This window comes from Scopulibacillus darangshiensis (assembly GCF_004341035.1).
Taxonomy (GTDB): Bacteria; Bacillota; Bacilli; order Bacillales; family Sporolactobacillaceae; genus Scopulibacillus; species Scopulibacillus darangshiensis.
The window spans coordinates 139,040-158,967 of sequence record NZ_SLXK01000002.1 but is presented as its reverse complement, the minus strand read 5'-3'; the positions used below and the strand labels follow the sequence as shown (position 1 = coordinate 158,967).

Sequence of the window (19,928 nt, the reverse complement as noted above, 5' to 3'; positions counted from 1 at the left end):
CTGCGGGGTCTCACCTGTCCCGCTAGTCCCGCAGGAGTCTAGTATCTGCATCTTGAGTAAGCGGTGCTGAGGAACACCCATATATTAGGTGTTCCGAATCTCGCACCTTCCGCTCCAATCAACTTTATTGCCGACGGTGCATGTCATTCAGAGAAAGACAAACAAAAATGCAGAACCACTCACAATTATTGAGGGTTTCTGCATTTTTTAATTTATAATCGGTTCCGATACTTTCAAAACAACAGTTATTAAAGCTAACCCCTTCTACGATCCTTTTCTTATCAGGGAATCTGAATGATGGGAAAGCTGCCGAGCACCTATCTCTCCCTTCGTTGAGATATAAAATGATGGATGCAGGGTATGAATTATGAACTCATCTAGCCTGTATGGGAAATGTCGTTCATAGGTGTTATGAAAGCCCAAAGCCGGTAAAAAAATAAGGCTCTGTTCATTAAAATGTCAAATTGGGGCCATCCACCTTTATTTTATTGAAAGCCCAAGTTTACTTTATGGACACAAATTGATTACAATGAGGATATAGACAAGATGATCCGACTGTTACATACAGTATGTTATATTGAGCAAGGAGGCACTATGTTGGACAATGAAAATGCAGTTGTTTTAGTCGTTGATGATGAAGAACGGATTCGCAGATTGCTTAGAATGTACTTAGAACGTGAAGGTTATGTCATCGAAGAAGCTGAAGATGGCGAAACGGCATTGGAGATGGCGGTTAATAACGATTATGATCTCATCCTGCTTGACTTGATGCTGCCGGGGATGGATGGCATTGAGGTGTGTGAGAAGCTAAGGGACAGTAAAGCAACTCCTGTTATTATGCTGACGGCAAAGGGTGAAGAGGCTAACAGGGTACAAGGATTCGAAGTAGGAACAGATGATTATATTATCAAACCGTTCAGCCCGCGTGAAGTTGTTCTGCGAGTCAAAGCGCTGTTGCGCCGCTCTTCAAAAACTAAGTTTTTGGAAACAGACACCACGGCGAAAAATGTCCTTGTTTTTCCGCATTTGACCATTGACCATGATGCACATCGTGTGACGGTCAATCAGAATGAGGTAAATTTAACGCCAAAAGAATATGAATTATTATACTATCTTGCTCACTCTCCTGATAAAGTCTTTAACCGTGAAGAGTTGCTTAAGGATGTATGGAATTACGAGTTTTTCGGTGATTTGAGGACAGTGGACACCCATGTCAAACGGCTCCGGGAAAAATTAAACCGCGTATCTGAAAAGGCGGCGAATATGATCGTCACAGTATGGGGTGTCGGTTATAAATTTGAGGTGGGTACGGATTGATGATCTGGCGGAGTGTTGTCGGCAAACTTTGGCTGACCATTCTTTTGCTCGTATCCGTCGTCTTGTTTTTTTTAACCGTCCTGCTGCTGCAATTCTTTGAGAATTTCCATGTAGGTGAAGCAGAGAACCAAATGAAACAAATAGCCTTAAAGGTATCCGATATTGTTTCAAGCAGCAACGAGTCAAAGGAATCGTTATTAACATCTTCCGAGATCGTTGATTCCCATTCGGCAAGAGCGGTTATTATTGGGAACGATTCTTATTGGGTGTCACCTAATGAAAATAATCTTCCTAAACTTCCAAAACGTTTTTTTGAAAAAGATGACACATTAAGCAGAGCACAGACGCTAAAAGGAAATAATTATGTTGTCAAACAGGGTGATTTTCCAATAAAAGTGAATGGCGTCGTGTCACACAGCCGGATGATGGTCGTCGGGGTTCCTATTAAATTCAGTAATGGCCACCACGGTGCGGTCTATGTGTTCCAATCTCTTGATGTGATTCAGGATACAACAAATAATGCAAAAAAGCTGATATATATCAGTGCTTTTATTGCGATTATCCTAACAACTTTTTTTGCCTTTTTCCTGTCAACAAGAATAACCGCGCCGCTCCGCAGCATGCGTGAAGCAGCATTACAGGTTTCACAAGGTAAATTCGATACCGAGGTCCCTGTTTTAACAAAGGATGAAATTGGCGAACTTGGTACAACCTTTAATAGGATGGCCGGGCAGTTAAAGCAGAACCTGACAGCATTGAATCAGGAAAAAGAACAATTGTCAGGGATATTGGAGAGCATGGCTGACGGTGTTATGACCTTTGATCGAGAGGGTCAATTGCTTATTCTTAATCCCCCGGCAAAACGATTTCTGCACGCTTGGCGCTATGAAGACGGAGAGGGACCCGCCCCTGATCAAAAAATACCAGAACCCGTTCAAGCCTTGTTCCATACAGCGGTGACAACAGAGAAAAAGGACGTAGCTGAAGTCTCATACCAAGGCCGTTCTTGGGTGATTGTCATGACCCCTCTTTATGATCAGGCTGTTGTCCGCGGGGCTGTCGCTGTGCTGCGTGACATGACTGAGGAAAGACAGCTTGATCAATTAAGGAAAGGCTTTATCGCAAATGTAAGCCATGAATTGCGGACACCGATCGCCATGCTGCAGGGATACAGTGAAGCGATTGTTGATGATGTCGCCGAAACGGCGGAAGACAAAAAGGAAATGGCCAAAATTATTTATGACGAATCACAACGGATGGGGCGGCTTGTCAATGAATTATTAGATTTGGCCAGACTTGAAGCAGGCCACTTCCAACTCAATCAAACGGAGGTCGAGCTAGGGGACTTCTTTATGAAAGCTGTCCATAAATTTAAAACGCTAGCAAAGGAAGAAAACATCCTGTTGACACTTAATGGTCCTGAACACCCGGAATCCACCTTGACATTTGATCCTGACAGAATTGAGCAGGTTATCACTAACCTTGTCGATAATGCCATTCGCCATACTTCCAAAAATGGCACTGTCACAGTTGATGTTGAAGAAAATGAAAATGGTGTTGTTGTTAAAGTTCATGACACAGGATCGGGAATTGCCCAGGAGGACTTGCCTTTTGTGTTTGAGCGTTTCTATAAAGCAGACAAAGCTAGAACAAGAGGGAAATCCGGTACGGGGCTCGGCCTCGCTATTGCAAGGAACATTGTTGAGGCTCATGAAGGCAAGATCATAGTGAACAGCAAAATGGGAGAGGGAACGACATTTACGTTCTTTTTACCACGAAAGATGAAGAAACCCGCGACAATTTGACGATTTTAATTGGTTAATAATACACGGTGTGCTATGATAAAAAATGGAAAAATAAATAATCATTCGAAAGTAAGGTGCAGTATTGCTTAATAGGGAATTTGGTGCGAAACCAAAGCTGTCCCCGCAACTGTTAGTGCTGACGATATGGATGAACCACTGCACGAAAGAGTGCGGGAAGGACCATAAAGGCTAAAGGCACGAGCCAGTAGACCTGCCTGACTTCAATCATCGTTTCATGATCTTCGGGGATTTGAGATTCTTAAGCGGCTGTTACGATTCATGTGAACATGTTTAACAACCATCATAACTTGCCCGAGAACCTCATCCTATGTCAGGGATGGGGTATTTTTTTGAAGGAGAGAAATCTATGAAAAGAACTAGTCTAATTTTTATGTCTCTTTTGTTTGTTTTAACACTAATCCTGTCGGGATGCAGCGGTGCACAGGATCACAAAGATCAATCCGCTGACAAAGGAAAAACCGGACAAAACAATCAATTCCCAATGACTATTAAGGACGCTTCAGGGAAAAAAGTAACGATAGAACATCAGCCAAAAAGGATTATTCCTCTTGTTCCGAGCAATACGGAAATTGTTTATGCGCTTGGACTTGGTGATCATGTTGTCGGTGTGACAGATAATGATGACTATCCTGCTGAAGTCAAGGAAAAACCGAAAGTCGGCGGTTATCAGTTAAATATTGAAAAGATTTTATCACTAAAGCCTGACCTTGTTCTTGCTCAGCAGCTTTTGGGCAAACAACAGATTCACAGGCTCAGACAATCTGGTCTGAATGTCTTTGTCGTTAAGAATCCAACATCTTTCAAAGAATTATATGGGTCGATTCAAATGATCGCCAAAATGACTGGAACCGGGAAGAAGGGTGACGAAGTCATTTCTGGTATGAAGTCAAAAATAAAAAACGTACAAGAGAAGTTGGCGAAAAGACCTCACCCAGACAAACAAAAGAAGGTATGGGTCGAAATTTCCGGACCTCCGGAAATTTACACAACAGGCAAAGGCACATTTATGGATGAGATGCTGAATAAAATTGATGCAAAGAATGCTGCAGAATCATTATCAGGTTTTCCAAAAGTATCGGAAGAACAGGCAGTAAAGTATAACCCCGACGTGATTGTTCTGACATATGGCGGTGCTAAAGATATCAAAAAGGTTGAAGACCGCAAAGCTTGGAATCAAGTTTCAGCTGTTAAGCATCATCACGTCTATACCATTGATGAAGGGATCATTTCAAGACCTGGTCCAAGGATGGCAGAGGGAGTCGTTCAACTTGCAAAAAAAGTCTATCCGGACGCGTTTAAATAGATTATCGCGTTATACGATATCAATATTACTAGCATTATTAATAATTGTATTAGCCACAGCAATCGGGAGTGTACCACTCCCTTTTTTATCTGTCATAAATAGTATCGCTCATCACCTGTTTGGGGCGAGTATTTTGGATGTGAACCGGACAAATGACAATATTATATGGCTGATTCGCCTTCCGAGAGTCCTGCTCGCATTTCTTGTAGGCGCATCACTGTCGGCGGCAGGCTGTGCCTTGCAGGGACTTTTGCGCAATCCGTTAGCCGATCCCTACACTCTGGGTGTTTCTTCAGGTGCATCGGTCGGGGCGGTTTTTGTGATTTATACTGGTTTTACCCTTCCGTTTGCCGGAGTATACACATTGCCGATCATAAGCATTTTGGCAGGCGGTGCAACGTTAATTGTTATACTGGGATTGACCAGGATGATTAATAGAGGGATGACCGTAGAAATTGTCATATTGGCAGGAATCATCACGAGCTCCTTTTTAGCATCGCTTGTCTCGCTGATGGTGGCGTTATCCGATAAAAATTTAAAGAACATTGTGTCATGGCTGCTTGGAAGTGTTGCCATGAAGGGCTGGTCATATCTTTGGATCCTCATCCCTTTTGCCGCTATTGGCTTCATTCTTTTGCTAATGAATCGTTCCGAGTTAAATTTACTTTCAGTCGGAGAAGAAAATGCACACTATCTCGGGTTATCCATTAAGCAGAGAAAGGCTGTTATTCTCATTGCGGCGACTTGTCTGACAGGAGCGGCAGTGGCAGTTTCAGGGACGATTGGGTTTGTCGGCTTGGTTATCCCTCATATGCTGAGATTAATATGGGGACCAAATTACCGTGATTTATTAGCCCTTTCGTTTATTAATGGCGGGACTTTTCTTACGGCAGCTGATCTTGTCTCTAGAACAATTATTGCACCAACCGAATTACCTGTGGGTGTCATTACTTCAATTATTGGCGCGCCTGTCTTTGCCGTGATTTTAGTCTACCAACGAAGAAAAGGGGGCGTTTAACCGATGCTCACCGGCAAAAACTTAACGATTAAATACGACCATTTTACAGCAGTAAAAGATGTTAGCTTTGAGGTTAAGCCAGGTGAATTTTTTGGCATCGTCGGACCGAATGGCAGCGGCAAATCAACACTGTTAAAAGCTGTGAGCGGTCTGTTGTCTTATGAAGGGACAATAATGGTTCGGGATGAAAATATTAAGACATATTCTTCCAAAAAAAGGGCGCAGAGCATCGCCGTCCTGCCCCAGAGAATCGAACTCTCCTTTTCATATCGTGTCATTGAAATCGTAAAGATGGGAAGGTACGCTTATCAGAAAGGGCTACTCAAGACATGGCTTCCGAAAGATGAAGAAAAAGTCCGGGAAGCTATGGACCAAACCGGCATCGCCCATTTCGCGGAAAGGGATATTCAAACATTGAGCGGCGGTGAGCTTCAAAGGGTTTTTCTCGCAAGGGCATTAGTCCAGGATCCTCTCCTTTTACTTTTGGATGAACCAACCAACCACTTGGATATTTCAAACCAAATCAAACTTTTGGAGCTTATTAACCAACTATCAAGGGATAAGGGTCTTACCATTGTCGCCATTTTCCATGATTTGAATATCGCCGGATTGTTTTGTGATCGGGTCATGATGTTAAAGAAGGGACAGGTCCAAACGATTGACACCCCTCAACAAGCATTGCAGGAAGAGAGACTTAAAGACATATATAATCATGACCTGCTGCGCGGTGACCACCCGACTCTTCCGGTACCGACTATTAATATACAAAGGGAAATGACTAATCGGGCGCAACTTAATTGGGAGCCGGGGGAAGATAATCAGGGACGTTTTACAATCGACTTTAACACTCCGTTAAAAGTAATGGGAAATCAAGGTATGCGGTCAGCATTTGAATGGAAGGACCACATCTGTATTGGTCAGCTTCCTGACCTTAGACTAGTAAAAAAAAGGCATAAGGAATGCTCGATGCTTGTTGGGAAAACAAATGGCAGATCAAATTGCATCGTCCTTCTACTCGATGGGAAAATCACTGAACCTGAATATTTAACCTATTTTCAAACTGTTCTGCTTGAGCTTGCACGCAAAACACCTGATCAAGCCCCAATGCCTATTTATATAGCAGCCACTCAGAAAGGTCATCCAATCGATCCTCAGGAAACCATTTGTTGGATGAAGACATGTTTATAGGGTTTTAACTGTAGAATAACTGAATATATATATAAGAACAAAAATGATTTGCTGTTTCAGCAAAGGGGCGATAGGTATGCCATCACATTTCTTTAGGATGTTATTGTTTGTCATTTTATTAATAACATTGGCTTGGCCTATCTATAGCTTTTTTTATTTTCCTGAATACAAAGTTCCTTTCATCGCATTACTAATCATGCTTATACTCATAGATATGTTTTTAATTTCTGCTATATTTTTTTAACATAAAGAAAACTTGGCTTACGCCTGCGCCTTTAATGGCGGAAGCCTTAGTTGCCCTTATGTGCGTAAGAAAGTTTATACTTTCTTATTAACTGAAAAATCCCCCAATCAAATTGATTGGGGGATTTTTATTAGGATTTTATTTTTGTTCTTGAAAACGTTGTCTTAGAATGATTATCGATGAAAAAAAGGCCATTTGTACTATTTAATAGTTATAAAGTCCTTGTTAATAAATTTAACGACAGGGTCTTTAGTTGTCTTTTTATCAAAAATCTTACAAAAAGAAGGTAATAACGACCATTTACTAGAAATATTTTAATTGTTTGAAAGTCTAATGACGGTGTTTTTTAGGGGGGATAATCAAAAACCGTCAAAAAAAATTATTATTTGGAGGGGATTAGTCAATTGAAACATTGGAAATCTAAATTGAGTGTACCGTTACTGTCAGCAGGACTCGTCTTTAGCGCTGTCGCACCGGCATCCGCAGCGGATAACCATTCGACTGTAAGCGCCAAGGAACCAACAAATGTGCTGGCAAATGGCAAATATCAAAGCGGACCGTTTGATCCAGGCATGGTCAATGAAGACAAATTATTAAAGAGCCTGATTAAGCAAGGTGTGATTGACAAGGATTCATCGAAAAAAACTCAGCAGAAGCAACTAGCTACATATATCAACAAACGTGAAAATAAAACCAAGGCTGAGGTCGATGAAAAAGCAGAAACGAAGGCACAGCTTAAATTAGGGATTAAGCCTGGCAAGACAGAAAAAGCCAAAAAGACAGCAAAAGATAAAAGTAAAAAAGACCCTTCTTTTACAAAAGGAAATGGGCATAAATACGGCCATAAAAATAAACTTCGGAGTATTCGCAAAGATGGCTGGGACGGCAAGGTTAGAAATGATAAGGTGCTGATCCTAAAGATCGACTTCCCTGACTATGCCCATGACAGCATTACAAAAGATGAAACAGATATGTATTATGATAATTATACCAAAGAACATTTCCAAAATATGATCTTTGGGAAAAACGGTTATAAAGGACCGAACGGCAATAATTTAATGAGCATGAAGCAATTTTATGATCAACAATCAGGCGGCAGCTATACCATTAGCGGTGAAGTTGCAGGCTGGTATACAGCGAAACATCCCGCCGCGTATTATGGCGGCAATGATCCTCAATCCGGAAGCGATAGGGATGCCAGGTCTTTAATCAAAGAGGCTTTGGATGATGCAGCCAAGGATCCTAACATCAATTTAAGTGATTACGATAAGTACGATCGGAACGATATGGACGGTGATGGCGTCTACAACGAGCCAGACGGCATTATTGACCACCTTATGGTCATCCATTCAGGTGTCGGTGAAGAAGCAGGCGGCGGAAAGCTAGGTGCTGACGCGATCTGGTCCCATCGCTGGAATCTAGGAAACTACTACCAAATTCCTGGAACATCCACTGATTTCCCATACACTGACAAACTGCTCGCTTTCGACTATACGATTGAACCTGAAGATGGTGCGGCCGGTGTTTTCTCACATGAGTATGGCCATGATTTAGGCCTTCCTGATGAATACGACACTATTTACTCAGCCAACTCAGTCGGTGAACCGATTGCATACTGGTCCATTATGGCGAGCGGCAGCTGGGCAGGTGATGTACCGGGTACTGAACCGTCAAGCTTCAGTCCATATGACAAGGAATATTTGCAGTCAACCATGCCTGAAGCAAACTGGCAAAAAGGCATTAAAGTTAATGTTAATGATCTGTCGAAAAAAGGACAAACTGTGTTCCTTGATGAATCAAGTGTCAAAGGAACAAATGAGGATGCTGTAAGAGTTAATCTTCCTGAAAAGAAAACTGAAGTCAATACCCCAGCAAGCGGCTCAAAGGAATTCTTCAGCGGCAGTGCAAATGATATCGATCATTCAATGAGCACAACGGTTGATTTAACGAACGCATCAAAAGCTGAACTGACCTTTAAGGCTTGGTACCAAATTGAACAAGATTTTGACTATGCTTATGTTGAAGTGAAAGACGGCGACAAATGGGTGCCGATCCACGGCAACATCTCAACGATGACTAACCCTAATGACGCTAACCTTGGACATGGGATTACGGGATCATCCGATGGCTGGGTTGATGCTTCATTTGATTTAAGCGCTTACGCCGGCAAGAAAATTGAATTACGATTCCGCTATATCGGCGACCCAGGTGTTGCTCTGGCAGGATTCTATGCTGACGATATTAAAGTCACAGCTGACGGAAAAAATGTCTTGAGCGATGGTGCTGAAGGCGACAGCGGATTCGATCTGAACGGCTTCACGGTAAGTGACGGCAATAAATACTCTGAACAGTATTACCTTGTTGAATGGCGCGGCAAAGACGGTGCCGATCAAGGCCTGCAGCATATCCGCCGCGGCAACTCGCTGATGACTTACAATCCTGGAATGGTCGTATGGTATGTTGACAACAGCTATACTGACAACTGGGTAGGCAACCATCCTGGTGACGGCTTCCTGGGTGTTGTTGACGCTCACCAACAAATTGCCAAATGGAGTGACGGTTCACTCGCATCTACAAGGTATCAGATTGAGGATGCTGCCTTCTCCTTGGATAAAACCAATAAGGAATTTCTTGATTACCGAGACCTTCTTGGTCTTACATTAACCAAAAAGAAAGAGCGCCCAGTTCCTGTATTTGATGATTCCAGGGACTACAGCGATAAAGGCATGATCTATGCGGGAAGAAACATCCCAGAATTCGGACTTAAGATCAATGTTCTTGCTGAAAGCAAAGACAAATCCGTCGGCGCAATCCAGCTTTCTAAGAAATAAAGAGCATTAAAAGAACCCGCTCTAGAGCGGGTTCTTTAATATTTATCAGGGTCGCCGTCAAATGGTTGATCGGCCACTCGAATGGAATCAGTCGGACAGCCTTCGAACGCATCGATCATATCGTCCATAAGCTCCTCTGGTACTTCTTGTATGCCTTTGTTTTCATCTAGAAGGCAAAAGGCGATGCCTTCCTCATCATAATCATATATATCAGGAGCTGATGCCCCGCATGCCCCGCATGCGATGCATGTCTCAATATCTACTATTGTATATTTACTCATGATGTTTTAGCCTCCTTAGAGCAGCGTCTATCATCCATTGTATAATAGAAGTCTAGAGTTGACACGTTTTCTTGTCGAAAAATACCCTTTAATAGTATAAAATATGATTATGTTTTAAGCTTAGGAGATAAGAACATGTCTTTTACTGCATATTTCTTTTTAACTTTAATTCATCATTTTAAGGGTGAACGTTCAATTTCCGGAATCTATCATTTATTAAAAGGGAAAAAGTCCGCACAGACAATTCAGGACAGCGTGTTATTCAATGTTCAGCCCTTTTTTCAATCACTTGAAGTGATCACTAGGCAAGACCTGAACAAAATGTGTAATGAATGCGAGCAATCTAACTTGATACAATCAGTTGGTGACGGCCATTTCCGTCTTACACTAAGCGGTCTGGCTTATATGAATGAAGCAGGTGAACATTTCCAGCTCCCAAGCGGATTGGCTTATTTTCACCATTCAAGCACCGCCAAACGCTTTTGGAAGCGACTGAAATTAACGGTGCAAACGATGTCTAACTTGATTCGGGATGAAGGGCGCTTTCTTCCGGTTACAAATGATAAAGAACCGCTTGAGTGGACGAAACGATTTCTAAAGAAAGCAAAATTAGACAGACAAGAACTTGCTGCACAGCTACTAAATGAGCTGCAAAACAGTTTACAAACACGTCCTAATATTGAAGCAGACATTTTTGTTCTTCAATTATCAGGATACAAACAAACCGGTTTAACCTTGATGCAAGCCTCTGAGCTGCTAAATATTGATTATTATGAAGCAGCAGTGCTCATGACATCTTGTTTGAGAGCAGTAAGTCAGGAGATTAATGATGGGAAGGATAACTACCCTTTGCTAAGTCGCTTTTTGGAAAAGTCAGATAGCAAAGGTTTAACAGCTTCAACCCATAAAACACTGACCTTTATTAAGAAGGGGTTAACGATCCAGCAAATTGCCCAGTACCGGCGCTTAAAGGAAAGTACAATTGAAGATCATTTAGTTGAAATCGCCATGTATATGGAAGATTTTGATATTAATACATTTGTTTCCAGGGAGGTTTATCATAGGGTAAAGACTGTTTTGGAACAACAATCTATTAAACGCTTGAAACCTATTAGAGATATAGCGGGCAGCGATATAAGTTATTTTCAAATTCGGCTTGTCATGGCAAAAGAAAGTGTGGGTAAACATGATTGACACTATTCTCAAGGAAACATTTGGATATGAGCGTTTTCGCGAGGGTCAAAGAGAAGTCATTGAAGACGTCCTCAAAGGCTATGACGTCTTCGCTATGCTTCCGACAGGCAGCGGTAAATCACTATGTTACATACTGCCAGGGTATGTACTGGACGGTTTGGTTCTGATTGTGTCACCGCTTTTGTCATTGATGGAAGATCAGGTCCAGCAAATCAGAATGCTTGGGGAAAAGAAGGTTGCTGCACTTAACAGCTTTTTAACCCCGCAAGAAAAAGATGATGTGCTAAATAGCATCCGCTTCTTGCGCTTCCTGTTCGTTTCACCGGAAATGCTGCAAAATAATCTTTTGATTAATAGGTTGTCCATGCTAAAACTCAGCCTGTTTGTCATTGATGAAGCGCATTGTATCTCGCAATGGGGCCATGAATTCCGCCCTGATTATTTGAAGCTTGCGCAAATTAGAGAAGCGGTTGGCAAGCCGCCATGCCTTGCCCTGACAGCGACTGCTAATCCTAAAGTCAGACAAGATATACTCAATTATTTGGACTTTAAGGACGACCGTCAGCATATATATAGCGTTGACAGAAAAAATATTTCGTTATTTGTGGACAAGCTTGCAAATGTTGAGGAAAAGATTAAAAGAACAATCAAGATCATATCGTCACAGCCATCACCAGGAATTATTTACTGCTCGACGAGGGACTGGACGGAACGTTTGGCAAACCAAATCAGGATGAAGACAGACCTCCATGTCGCTTATTATCATGGCGGATTATCATCGGATGACCGCTTAGCTATTCAATATCAATTTTTAAATGATCAACTTGATATCATTTGCTGTACGAATGCTTTTGGTATGGGGATTAATAAGCCGAATGTTCGTCTTGTTCTTCATTTCCATTACCCTAAGCATATGAATGCCTACATACAAGAAATCGGCAGGGCCGGACGCGACGGGCTGCCAAGTGCAGCAGTAACCCTTTATACTGATGAGGATGACCTCCTGCCACAGGCATTGATTGAAAAGGAATATCCTGACCAACCGATGCTGCTAAGAATATTAAATAGGATGGAAGCCACTGGTGCCAAAGCGGGAACAAAAGGATGCTTTAGCATAATGATGGAGGAGGGAGCAAGTGAAACGGCAGCCCGTTTTTTAACTTATCAGCTGACGAAAGTTTTCCCGGAGGAGCATAAGAGCGAAGAGTTATTTTCGAAAATTGACCAAACCATTAAGCTTAGGAAACAAAAGAAGATCTCTGAACTTTATGAGGTCAAACGGTGGCTGGCGACGACGGATTGCAGACGTGAGGCATATCTCAATAGCTTCCAAGAAAAGTTATCTGATAAGGTTCCCTGTTGTTGTGATGCTTGTGGCTGCTTGCTGGATGATTTTGTGAAAGTTGATCCTGTTATAAAAGAGACGCAAAGGATCGGATGGCAGGTAAGATTACGGAAACTTTTGGGCCTGGATAAGATTGACCATGAGTAATGATGGCATGTTAAGTCAAATGACCGACAGAGAGGTTATTAAAACACTCTATTTATCCCAGGGACTTGTCATACTGGCGGGTATTGCCTATTACTTTATTTTTTTCCGAGATGCATCTCTTTTCATGTCACTTTGGATTTTCAACTGGAAGAATGTCATTTTGCTTGGCTTTGGCACCTCAATCGTTATCGTTATTTTGGAATGCATCATCGATAAAATGGTACCTGAAGCATGGTATGATGACGGCGGTATTAATAAACGAATGTTCAAGGCTTTATCATATCCACAGATTTTCGTATTAATGGCTGTAGTGGCTATAGCTGAGGAATGTGTATTCCGCGGTTTAATTCAGACACAATTTGGTTTAACGGCAGCAAGCCTCTTTTTTGCCCTAATCCATGTCAGATATATTAAGAAGCCTTTATTGCTGACGACCGCAATTGTTCTCGGATTTTATTTAGGCTGTTTATTTTTGATCACAGAGAGCCTGCTTGTTCCAATCATTGCACACTATACGATCGATGTTCTTCTTGGCATTATCCTTAAAAGGCAGTTGAAGAAACAGGAGGGATAAAGGATGGAGCAGGAAAATAATCAAATCCAAACAGAGGAATTTGACCAATTCCCTTCCAGATTAGACAGGCATCGTAAAAAAGGAATCTTAAGGAAAAGAGCAAAATCACAACATGAAGATGAACATTCTGAAAAGAAAACAATAAAAACCCCTGAATTTATTTTCTCAAATATCATTTTATGGGCGTTTATCGCAATGGTATCTTTTATCCTTATTTTCGTTATATCATCATATAATTAGGCTTCCTTGTCCTAAAATAATGGGTCCAATCATATTTTAGGAACAAGGGGGAGAGATCGGATGCAGGAGCTTAAAAACTTGAGAGATGAGGGCATGGTGCCTGAATTGACATATGACATTTTGTTGAAGCTGATCAAGCGCAAAGATAAAGAGGCTAAATACAAGAAGATTAGAACGTTTTGGGGCTTTTCTTTGATTATTATTTATACAATTCTGCTATACTACCTTTTTTACTTCAAATTATCTGGATCCAGCCAGTTGCATCAATTAAGCTCGATCTTGGCCGATCCGTTTGTTTTATTGCTCGCTATTGTTGCCATCGGACTAACCGTAATCTGGGTAACGATTCAAAAAAAGTATGATGATGCAGATGATGATTATAATGATTTAAGAAAAGAAGTAATTGACCGCCATTTTGAGCTTTGGTATAAACAGCTTGACGGCAGAGGAAAACGTGAGGTTCTGGCTTTACTTGATAAAAAGAAAGATATTAACTTATATCATAAATAATCACCTGCAAAGAAAAGATGCCTCCTGTGCAGGCATCTAAAAGATTCTCTTTTTGCCTTGTTCCTCTTTAAGAATTTCGACAGCCTCGCGAAACCGTTGTGAGTGAATGATCTCCCGCTCCCGAAGAAAAGTGAGAGAGTCATTAATAAAGGGATCGTCAGACATATTAATAATCCACTGATAGGTCGCGCGGGCCTTTTCTTCGGCAGCGATATCTTCATACAAGTCTGCTATCGGATCACCCTTTGCCTGAATGTATGTTGCAGTCCAAGGGGCACCTGCGGCATTTTCATAATATAAAGCCTTGTCGTGATTGGCATAATGCGCACCAAGGCCCGCCTCCTTTAATTGTTCCGGCGTCGCATCCTTAGTTAGTTTATAGACCATCGTTGCAATCATTTCCAGATGAGCGAACTCTTCTGTTCCAATATCATTTAACAAACCAATAACTTTATCAGGGATCGTATATCTTTGGTTAAGATAGCGAAGGGCTGCAGCTAGTTCACCGTCCGCACCGCCATATTGCTCAATAAGAAATTTTGCTAGTTTTGGATTACAGGTGCTGACTTTAACAGGATATTGAAGTTTCTTTTCGTAATACCACATCTGCCTGCATTCACTTCCTTCCTGGTTTCCATTAAATGATCATACTTGCCATGGCCAAGGAGTATCATTCCATTTCCATGGATAACTTGAATAACTATGGCCAAATTGATCTAGCGGCCCAAATTGTTCCTCAAATCGGTCCCTTAATTCACGGCTTTTTTTGGAAAATGTGTTGAATTGCTTTAACGCCTCCAGGTCATCGGGATGGGTATCTAAGTACAAATTCAACTCAACAAGGACAAAATCAACCGTTTGCAGTTCCTCAAGCATGTCATAATATGCTTTTGGAAGGTGGGTCTCTGTCATGAGATGCTTCACTCCCTTTTATTTTTTTCATAGGGGCTGGTATAAGGCGAGTATAAAGCAGGCCATAGCGTCCCTTTTTTCAGCGCTTCGGACGGCTGATACTGGTCTAGGCCTTTTGGTTGGAATCCCAAATATAATTGTGCAGGTGTCTCATATGTCTTTGTTTTAATTGGGGGGCACGGGTCAAACGGACTAATATACGGATGATATGATTTTCGATGGGTTGGCAATCCGGAAACCTCCTCCTGTAAAATCGTCATCATTGATGATATATGCTTAGACAGCTTGGCAAATGTCCAGCTTATGTTTCGGCAATAGAAAATGGGAAGTTTAGGATTTTAAGTATTAAAGAAGGGAAATAGACAATAGGCTTGTATTAGTTTGTAAATGTTTCTAAGCCTTTTCATACAAATATGTATGGGAGGGTTTGTTTTATGAAAAGAATCGTCTGGTTAATGGTCGCCATATTAAGTGCTTATCGTGCAAATGTCATCATTCCTGAAAATGAATCCATTTCCTTTTATTTATCGTATTATATCCTTAATCCATACAATTTTTTTATCGTTGCTGTATTCCTGTTATTTGCGGTTTTAATTTTTTCTTACACTTTAAGAGAAACTCTCAGTATAATGGTGAATGATCATACTTTTGCAGCAGCTGCCATCGATATCCTTATTTTTGTCGGGGGCATTATTTTCCTGGCAAGGCTTCATATTATTGTGGCTGGCTTATTGATCATATGTCCAGGTATTCACCTCCTTTTGTCTTTAGATAAGGTTAAAGAGAGGGATCGGCAAAGGGGGTAGGATGATTATTTTGTGGCTTATTATTATTTCCGCTTTGTTGATGATCATCTTAGGGGCGGGTCTGATCTTTATGTATCTTGAAGCTCATCGGGACAGAATCATAAAGCATTTTGTAGCCATCGACCATTTACCTCATGCCTTTCATCATTTCAGGATATTCTTTATATCTGATATTCATCGGCGTGAGATTACTTCGGATTTATTGAATGCTATAAAGGAAAAGCCCGATCTCGTTATCATTGGAGGTGACTTAACTGAAAATGGCGTCCCATTTGAAAGGGTCGAAGAGAATGTCAAAAAACTGACATCACTTGGCCCAGTCATTTTTGTATGGGGAAATCATGATATACAGGTTGATCGGGAAAAATTTCTGGAAATATTAAAGAAACATGGGGTTAAAATAGTTGAAAATGATACTTATGTCGTGTCATCGCAATCTTCACATTTGAATTTAGTCTGTGTTCACGATGCGACGAATGAACTCGACGATTTGGACCGGGCCATCATGATGAAGAAAGCAGGTCCCATCATCCTGATTAGCCATAACCCGATCATAAAAAATCAAATAAAAGAAGATGATAATATATCTCTTATCGTCAGCGGCCACACACATGGAGGGCAGATTCGTCTTCTCGGATGGGGACCTAGGGAAAAGGGGGGTGTTAAGAAGGTGTTATCAAGCACTTTAATAATCAGCAATGGTTATGGTACAACTCGGTTGCCATTAAGATTTGGCGCACCGCCTGATACACTATTTTTAGAATTGGTCCATAACCTGTGTAAATTGGTGTGAAAACAATGGTTTTGGCTTGTACACTGACAGAATCACGTTGTATACTACATTAAAGCCATCCGTTTATTAACACTCTTAGGTGGCGGAGCATAGAATACAAAAAGAGTTCGCTTATGGTAAGGAGGACGATAGGATGCGGTTGGAGCGATTAACTGGCGACAAGATCAAAATATTTTTAACATTTGACGATCTTAACGAACGCGGCATATCTAAAGAAGATATGTGGCATGATTTACCTAAGGTGCAACAGCTGTTTCGCGACATGATCATGGAAGCCGATGATGAACTTGGCTTTCAGGCTGAGGGTCCAATAGATGTTGAAGTGTTTTCCTTACCTGCCCAAGGGATGGTAGTCATCGTCTCCAAGTCTCTCGACCATGAGATGTTTGATGATGATCATGATGAATTTATCGAAATGCAGGTTACATTAGATGAAAGCTGTGAAATCCTATACAAATTTGATGATTTTGAAGATGTCGTCTCCCTTTCACACAAATTATATGATTTAGGTGTTACAGAGGGGGCGCTTCATCTATTCGAAGGAAAGTATTATTTAAGCTTTGAAGAAGAAGAATACTTTATTGACCTTGATCTTCTGATCGCTGTCCTAGCTGAATATGGGAATACGTCGACAATGACAAGCCATCGTTTGTTTGAATATGGCAAAGAAATCATATCGGACCATGCCATCAGACAACTTTATACGTATTTTGTTGAAAGAAAAACCTCACAGTGACATTTGTGAGGTTTTTACTGTATGATAATGTATATGTAAAATTGAAAGCTTTTATGTGTGAGAAGTGCCTGTATAATGGGCACTTTTCGGCCGAACTTAGCGAAATTATATTAAGTTAATTTAACAGCACCAAGGAGGTTTGTCATGGAAATAGCGGTTATTTATGGGGGGACATCTTCCGAAAGGGATGTCTCTTTATCCACGGGCAAAGGCGTTATCGAGGCTTTGCGAAGAAAGGGATATACAGTAACAGGAATAGATTTTAATCCTGAGGAATTATCACCAATCATTAACCTAAAGGCGGATCTCGCTTTTATCGGTCTCCATGGAAAATATGGAGAGGACGGAAGCATTCAAGGCCTCCTCGATATTCTAAATATCCCTTACGTTGGTTCAGGTGTCATGGCTTCTGCACTTGCTATGGATAAATCAAGGGCGAAAATTCTTTTTGATGCTGCCGGCATTCCTACTGCCAAAGGGACCGTTGCATGTTCGGGACATAGTTTAACAGCATCGCCGTATGGGTATCCTGTTGTTGTTAAACCAAATCGGGAAGGGTCGACGATTGGACTCACGATCGCTGAAGACGATACAACTTTTCAAAAGGGATTAGAGGCGGCATTAGAATTTGATGATCATGTTCTTATCGAATCGTTTGTTTCCGGAAGGGAACTGACTGTGTCTGTCATTGATCATGGTAATGATGTTGAAGCACTGCCTGTTATTGAAATTGTACCAAAAAACAAATACTACGATTATGAAGCAAAATATGAGCCTGGTATGAGTGAACATATTGTCCCTGCAAGGCTTGATGATGACATAACGAAGAAGCTGAAGGAATGGTCTGTTAAGGCGCACAAAGAGCTTGGTTGCAAGATCTATTCAAGGGTTGATTTTATCCTCCCGAATGATGGCAGTGATCCAATCATTCTTGAAGTTAATACGCTGCCCGGAATGACGCCCACAAGCCTGTACCCTGATGCCGCAAGGGCTGTGGGCTTATCATACGATGATATGGTTGATCGATTGGTTAAGCTGACTCTTAATAATGCGGTTGCAAAGTTATAATCAATAGGGGGTTGTTTTACTCCCCCCTTTATATATTCCTTACAATTTAAATTTGTAATAGAAAGAAAATATAAAAAACATCTTTTTTGAACACATGTATTGAAATATGGCGGCAAATTCACTATAGTTAATGTGTGAAAATGCTCCTTGCAAAAGGACATCATTATTTATAATTAAACATAACCAATAAAATTCTGTTATTAGATGCAGATGAAGGTAAAGTCACAGGAGGGTAATAAAATGGTAGCCAATAATGACTCCGACCAACCAAAAGTTGGGAAAGAAAAGCTTGATGTACTTGAATCCACACAAACAGTTATTCATGAAGCGCTGGATAAATTAGGTTATCCGGGTGAAGTTTATGAGCTGTTAAAAGAACCAATTCGAATGTTTACTGTAAGAATCCCAATTAAAATGGACGATGGTTCGATTAAAATTTTCACAGGCTACCGAGCGCAGCATAACGATGCAGTTGGACCAACAAAAGGCGGCGTTCGCTTTCATCCAAATGTTACCGAAACTGAGGTGAAAGCGCTCTCAATTTGGATGAGCCTTAAAGCCGGAATCGTCGATCTTCCATATGGCGGCGGTAAAGGCGGTATCATTTGCGACCCAAGGGAAATGTCATTTTCTGAATTAGAAAAGCTTAGTCGCGGATATGTAAGAGCAATTAGTCAAATCGTTGGCCCAACAAAAGATATCCCGGCACCCGACGTCTTTACAAACTCACAAATAATGGCATGGATGCTGGATGAATACAGCCGAATCAGGGAATTTGATTCACCAGGGTTTATAACGGGTAAACCGGTTGTTCTCGGTGGTTCTCATGGACGGGAATCAGCAACTGCAAAAGGAGTCACCATTTGTATTCGTGAAGCAGCAAAGAAACGCGGCATTGAAATGAATGGCGCTCGCGTCGTCGTTCAAGGCTTCGGTAATGCTGGTAGCTTTTTAGCCAAATTCATGCATGATGCAGGAGCAAAAGTAGTCGGCATTTCCGATGCGTACGGGGCCCTTCATGATCCTGAAGGACTAGATATTGATTATTTGCTCGATCGTCGTGACAGCTTTGGCACGGTAACGAAACTTTTCAAGAATACAATAACAAACAAGGAACTGCTGGAACTGGATTGTGATATTTTGGTTCCTGCAGCAATTGAAAATCAAATTACAGAAGAAAATGCTGATAAGGTCAAAGCTGGTATCGTGGTTGAGGCAGCCAACGGACCAACGACACTTGGGGCAACCAAAATTTTAACTGAACGTGGTATATTGCTTGTACCGGATGTTCTTGCCAGTTCGGGCGGTGTGACGGTCTCATATTTCGAATGGGTACAAAATAACCAAGGTTATTATTGGACGGAACAGGAAGTTGAGGATCGTCTCGAAAAAGTGCTTGTGAATGCCTTTAACAGCGTTTACACAACATCCGAAAATCGCAAAGTTAACATGAGACTTGCCGCTTACATGGTTGGTGTTAGGAAAATGGCTGAAGCTTCCAGGTTCCGCGGCTGGATATGAACCTGCACACCATTTAGGCCTAATGTTTGCATTAATTTAAAGCTTCCCCTATGATCATGGGGGAAGCTTTCGTT

General features: G+C 41.4%; 20 protein-coding genes and 1 riboswitch. Of the genes, 16 read left to right on the top strand and 4 right to left on the bottom strand.

The genetic code is table 11. From position 1 onward, the window contains the following. The first annotated feature begins 594 nt into the window (after window positions 1-594). The 6 genes from EV207_RS02540 to EV207_RS02515 all read left to right on the top strand — a co-directional run bounded on the left by EV207_RS02540 (window position 595) and on the right by EV207_RS02515 (window position 9,727). Window positions 595-1,317: a response regulator transcription factor gene (locus EV207_RS02540; RefSeq protein ID WP_207902908.1), complete on the top strand. Its 723-nt coding sequence runs from the start codon at window positions 595-597 to the stop codon at window positions 1,315-1,317. Further along, complete coding sequence (locus EV207_RS02535) at window positions 1,317-3,122, top strand: ATP-binding protein (protein ID WP_132743316.1); 1,806 nt, start codon at window positions 1,317-1,319, stop codon at window positions 3,120-3,122. Before EV207_RS02540 ends, EV207_RS02535 begins: the two co-directional genes overlap by 1 nt. A gap of 55 nt (window positions 3,123-3,177) precedes the next feature. After that, window positions 3,178-3,355: riboswitch (cobalamin riboswitch) on the top strand. Window positions 3,356-3,489: 134 nt separating this feature from the next. Further along, window positions 3,490-4,446, top strand: a complete 957-nt coding sequence (locus EV207_RS02530; protein WP_132743314.1) for an ABC transporter substrate-binding protein — start codon at window positions 3,490-3,492, stop codon at window positions 4,444-4,446. Beyond that, a complete protein-coding gene (locus EV207_RS02525; protein WP_132743312.1) occupies window positions 4,412-5,464 on the top strand; it encodes a FecCD family ABC transporter permease in 1,053 nt (350 codons plus the stop codon). The genes EV207_RS02530 and EV207_RS02525 overlap by 35 nt, the downstream gene beginning before the upstream one ends. Window positions 5,465-5,467: 3 nt before the next feature. Next, a complete protein-coding gene (locus EV207_RS02520; RefSeq protein ID WP_132743310.1) occupies window positions 5,468-6,652 on the top strand; it encodes an ABC transporter ATP-binding protein in 1,185 nt (394 codons plus the stop codon). Window positions 6,653-7,300: 648 nt separating this feature from the next. Further along, complete coding sequence (locus EV207_RS02515; RefSeq protein ID WP_243646915.1) at window positions 7,301-9,727, top strand: immune inhibitor A domain-containing protein; 2,427 nt, start codon at window positions 7,301-7,303, stop codon at window positions 9,725-9,727. Between the two features lie 35 nt (window positions 9,728-9,762). Here the strand turns inward: EV207_RS02515 and EV207_RS02510 are convergent, their stop codons facing one another. Next, on the bottom strand, window positions 9,763-10,008 hold the full coding sequence (locus EV207_RS02510) for a ferredoxin (protein WP_132743308.1): 246 nt from the start codon (window positions 10,006-10,008) through the stop codon (window positions 9,763-9,765). Window positions 10,009-10,143: 135 nt separating this feature from the next. On the opposite strand from EV207_RS02510, the gene EV207_RS02505 reads away from it, so the two are divergent. Genes EV207_RS02505 through EV207_RS02485 form a run of 5 tightly spaced genes read left to right on the top strand, consistent with a single transcriptional unit; the run spans window position 10,144 to window position 14,018 of the window. Then, the gene (locus EV207_RS02505) at window positions 10,144-11,202 is read left to right on the top strand and encodes a YpbB family protein (RefSeq protein WP_132743306.1); all 1,059 of its coding nucleotides are present in this window, start codon (window positions 10,144-10,146) and stop codon (window positions 11,200-11,202) included. Further along, on the top strand, window positions 11,195-12,694 hold the full coding sequence (locus tag EV207_RS02500) for a RecQ family ATP-dependent DNA helicase (RefSeq protein ID WP_132743304.1): 1,500 nt from the start codon (window positions 11,195-11,197) through the stop codon (window positions 12,692-12,694). Before EV207_RS02505 ends, EV207_RS02500 begins: the two co-directional genes overlap by 8 nt. Beyond that, on the top strand, window positions 12,687-13,268 hold the full coding sequence (locus tag EV207_RS02495) for a CPBP family intramembrane glutamic endopeptidase (protein ID WP_132743302.1): 582 nt from the start codon (window positions 12,687-12,689) through the stop codon (window positions 13,266-13,268). The genes EV207_RS02500 and EV207_RS02495 overlap by 8 nt, the downstream gene beginning before the upstream one ends. 3 nt (window positions 13,269-13,271) lie before the next feature. Continuing rightward, on the top strand, window positions 13,272-13,508 hold the full coding sequence (locus tag EV207_RS02490; protein WP_132743300.1) for a hypothetical protein: 237 nt from the start codon (window positions 13,272-13,274) through the stop codon (window positions 13,506-13,508). A 60-nt stretch (window positions 13,509-13,568) separates the two neighbouring features. Then, window positions 13,569-14,018, top strand: a complete 450-nt coding sequence (locus EV207_RS02485) for a DUF2663 family protein (RefSeq protein ID WP_132743298.1) — start codon at window positions 13,569-13,571, stop codon at window positions 14,016-14,018. A 36-nt stretch (window positions 14,019-14,054) separates the two neighbouring features. Here the strand turns inward: EV207_RS02485 and EV207_RS02480 are convergent, their stop codons facing one another. From EV207_RS02480 to EV207_RS02470, 3 genes are read right to left on the bottom strand one after another with little or no spacing between them, the layout of a single operon-like run. Beyond that, entirely contained in the window at window positions 14,055-14,624 is a 570-nt protein-coding gene (locus EV207_RS02480) for a manganese catalase family protein (protein ID WP_132743296.1), read from the bottom strand. Between the two features lie 39 nt (window positions 14,625-14,663). After that, window positions 14,664-14,930 (bottom strand): spore coat protein CotJB, encoded by a 267-nt coding sequence (locus EV207_RS02475; protein ID WP_132743294.1) that lies wholly within the window; start codon window positions 14,928-14,930, stop codon window positions 14,664-14,666. A gap of 8 nt (window positions 14,931-14,938) precedes the next feature. Next, window positions 14,939-15,190, bottom strand: a complete 252-nt coding sequence (locus EV207_RS02470) for a spore coat associated protein CotJA (RefSeq protein ID WP_207902909.1) — start codon at window positions 15,188-15,190, stop codon at window positions 14,939-14,941. 174 nt (window positions 15,191-15,364) lie between these two features. Between EV207_RS02470 and EV207_RS02465 the strand changes: the two genes are divergently transcribed. From EV207_RS02465 to EV207_RS02445, 5 genes are all read left to right on the top strand, one after another. Continuing rightward, window positions 15,365-15,736 carry a hypothetical protein gene (locus EV207_RS02465; RefSeq protein WP_132743290.1) on the top strand — a complete coding sequence of 124 codons (372 nt, stop codon included), beginning with the start codon at window positions 15,365-15,367 and terminating at the stop codon, window positions 15,734-15,736. A gap of 1 nt (window position 15,737) precedes the next feature. Then, window positions 15,738-16,529 (top strand): metallophosphoesterase, encoded by a 792-nt coding sequence (locus tag EV207_RS02460; RefSeq protein WP_132743288.1) that lies wholly within the window; start codon window positions 15,738-15,740, stop codon window positions 16,527-16,529. Between the two features lie 133 nt (window positions 16,530-16,662). After that, complete coding sequence (locus tag EV207_RS02455; protein ID WP_132743286.1) at window positions 16,663-17,265, top strand: genetic competence negative regulator; 603 nt, start codon at window positions 16,663-16,665, stop codon at window positions 17,263-17,265. Window positions 17,266-17,409: 144 nt separating this feature from the next. Next, complete coding sequence (locus EV207_RS02450; RefSeq protein ID WP_132743284.1) at window positions 17,410-18,333, top strand: D-alanine--D-alanine ligase; 924 nt, start codon at window positions 17,410-17,412, stop codon at window positions 18,331-18,333. A gap of 240 nt (window positions 18,334-18,573) precedes the next feature. Further along, window positions 18,574-19,854: a Glu/Leu/Phe/Val family dehydrogenase gene (locus EV207_RS02445; RefSeq protein ID WP_132743282.1), complete on the top strand. Its 1,281-nt coding sequence runs from the start codon at window positions 18,574-18,576 to the stop codon at window positions 19,852-19,854. Window positions 19,855-19,928 lie beyond the last annotated feature (74 nt).

Bases quoted from the DNA above. Each gene is read 5' to 3' on its own strand.
- EV207_RS02540 (WP_207902908.1), top strand. From the start codon at position 595: ATGTTGGACAATGAAAATGCAGTTGTTTTAGTCGTTGATGATGAAGAA.
- EV207_RS02535 (WP_132743316.1), top strand. From the start codon at position 1,317: ATGATCTGGCGGAGTGTTGTCGGCAAACTTTGGCTGACCATTCTTTTG.
- EV207_RS02530 (WP_132743314.1), top strand. From the start codon at position 3,490: ATGAAAAGAACTAGTCTAATTTTTATGTCTCTTTTGTTTGTTTTAACA.
- EV207_RS02520 (WP_132743310.1), top strand. From the start codon at position 5,468: ATGCTCACCGGCAAAAACTTAACGATTAAATACGACCATTTTACAGCA.
- EV207_RS02510 (WP_132743308.1), bottom strand. From the start codon at position 10,008: ATGAGTAAATATACAATAGTAGATATTGAGACATGCATCGCATGCGGG.
- EV207_RS02505 (WP_132743306.1), top strand. From the start codon at position 10,144: ATGTCTTTTACTGCATATTTCTTTTTAACTTTAATTCATCATTTTAAG.
- EV207_RS02500 (WP_132743304.1), top strand. From the start codon at position 11,195: ATGATTGACACTATTCTCAAGGAAACATTTGGATATGAGCGTTTTCGC.
- EV207_RS02495 (WP_132743302.1), top strand. From the start codon at position 12,687: ATGAGTAATGATGGCATGTTAAGTCAAATGACCGACAGAGAGGTTATT.
- EV207_RS02490 (WP_132743300.1), top strand. From the start codon at position 13,272: ATGGAGCAGGAAAATAATCAAATCCAAACAGAGGAATTTGACCAATTC.
- EV207_RS02485 (WP_132743298.1), top strand. From the start codon at position 13,569: ATGCAGGAGCTTAAAAACTTGAGAGATGAGGGCATGGTGCCTGAATTG.
- EV207_RS02480 (WP_132743296.1), bottom strand. From the start codon at position 14,624: ATGTGGTATTACGAAAAGAAACTTCAATATCCTGTTAAAGTCAGCACC.
- EV207_RS02475 (WP_132743294.1), bottom strand. From the start codon at position 14,930: ATGACAGAGACCCACCTTCCAAAAGCATATTATGACATGCTTGAGGAA.
- EV207_RS02470 (WP_207902909.1), bottom strand. From the start codon at position 15,190: ATGACGATTTTACAGGAGGAGGTTTCCGGATTGCCAACCCATCGAAAA.
- EV207_RS02465 (WP_132743290.1), top strand. From the start codon at position 15,365: ATGAAAAGAATCGTCTGGTTAATGGTCGCCATATTAAGTGCTTATCGT.
- EV207_RS02460 (WP_132743288.1), top strand. From the start codon at position 15,738: ATGATTATTTTGTGGCTTATTATTATTTCCGCTTTGTTGATGATCATC.
- EV207_RS02455 (WP_132743286.1), top strand. From the start codon at position 16,663: ATGCGGTTGGAGCGATTAACTGGCGACAAGATCAAAATATTTTTAACA.
- EV207_RS02450 (WP_132743284.1), top strand. From the start codon at position 17,410: ATGGAAATAGCGGTTATTTATGGGGGGACATCTTCCGAAAGGGATGTC.
- EV207_RS02445 (WP_132743282.1), top strand. From the start codon at position 18,574: ATGGTAGCCAATAATGACTCCGACCAACCAAAAGTTGGGAAAGAAAAG.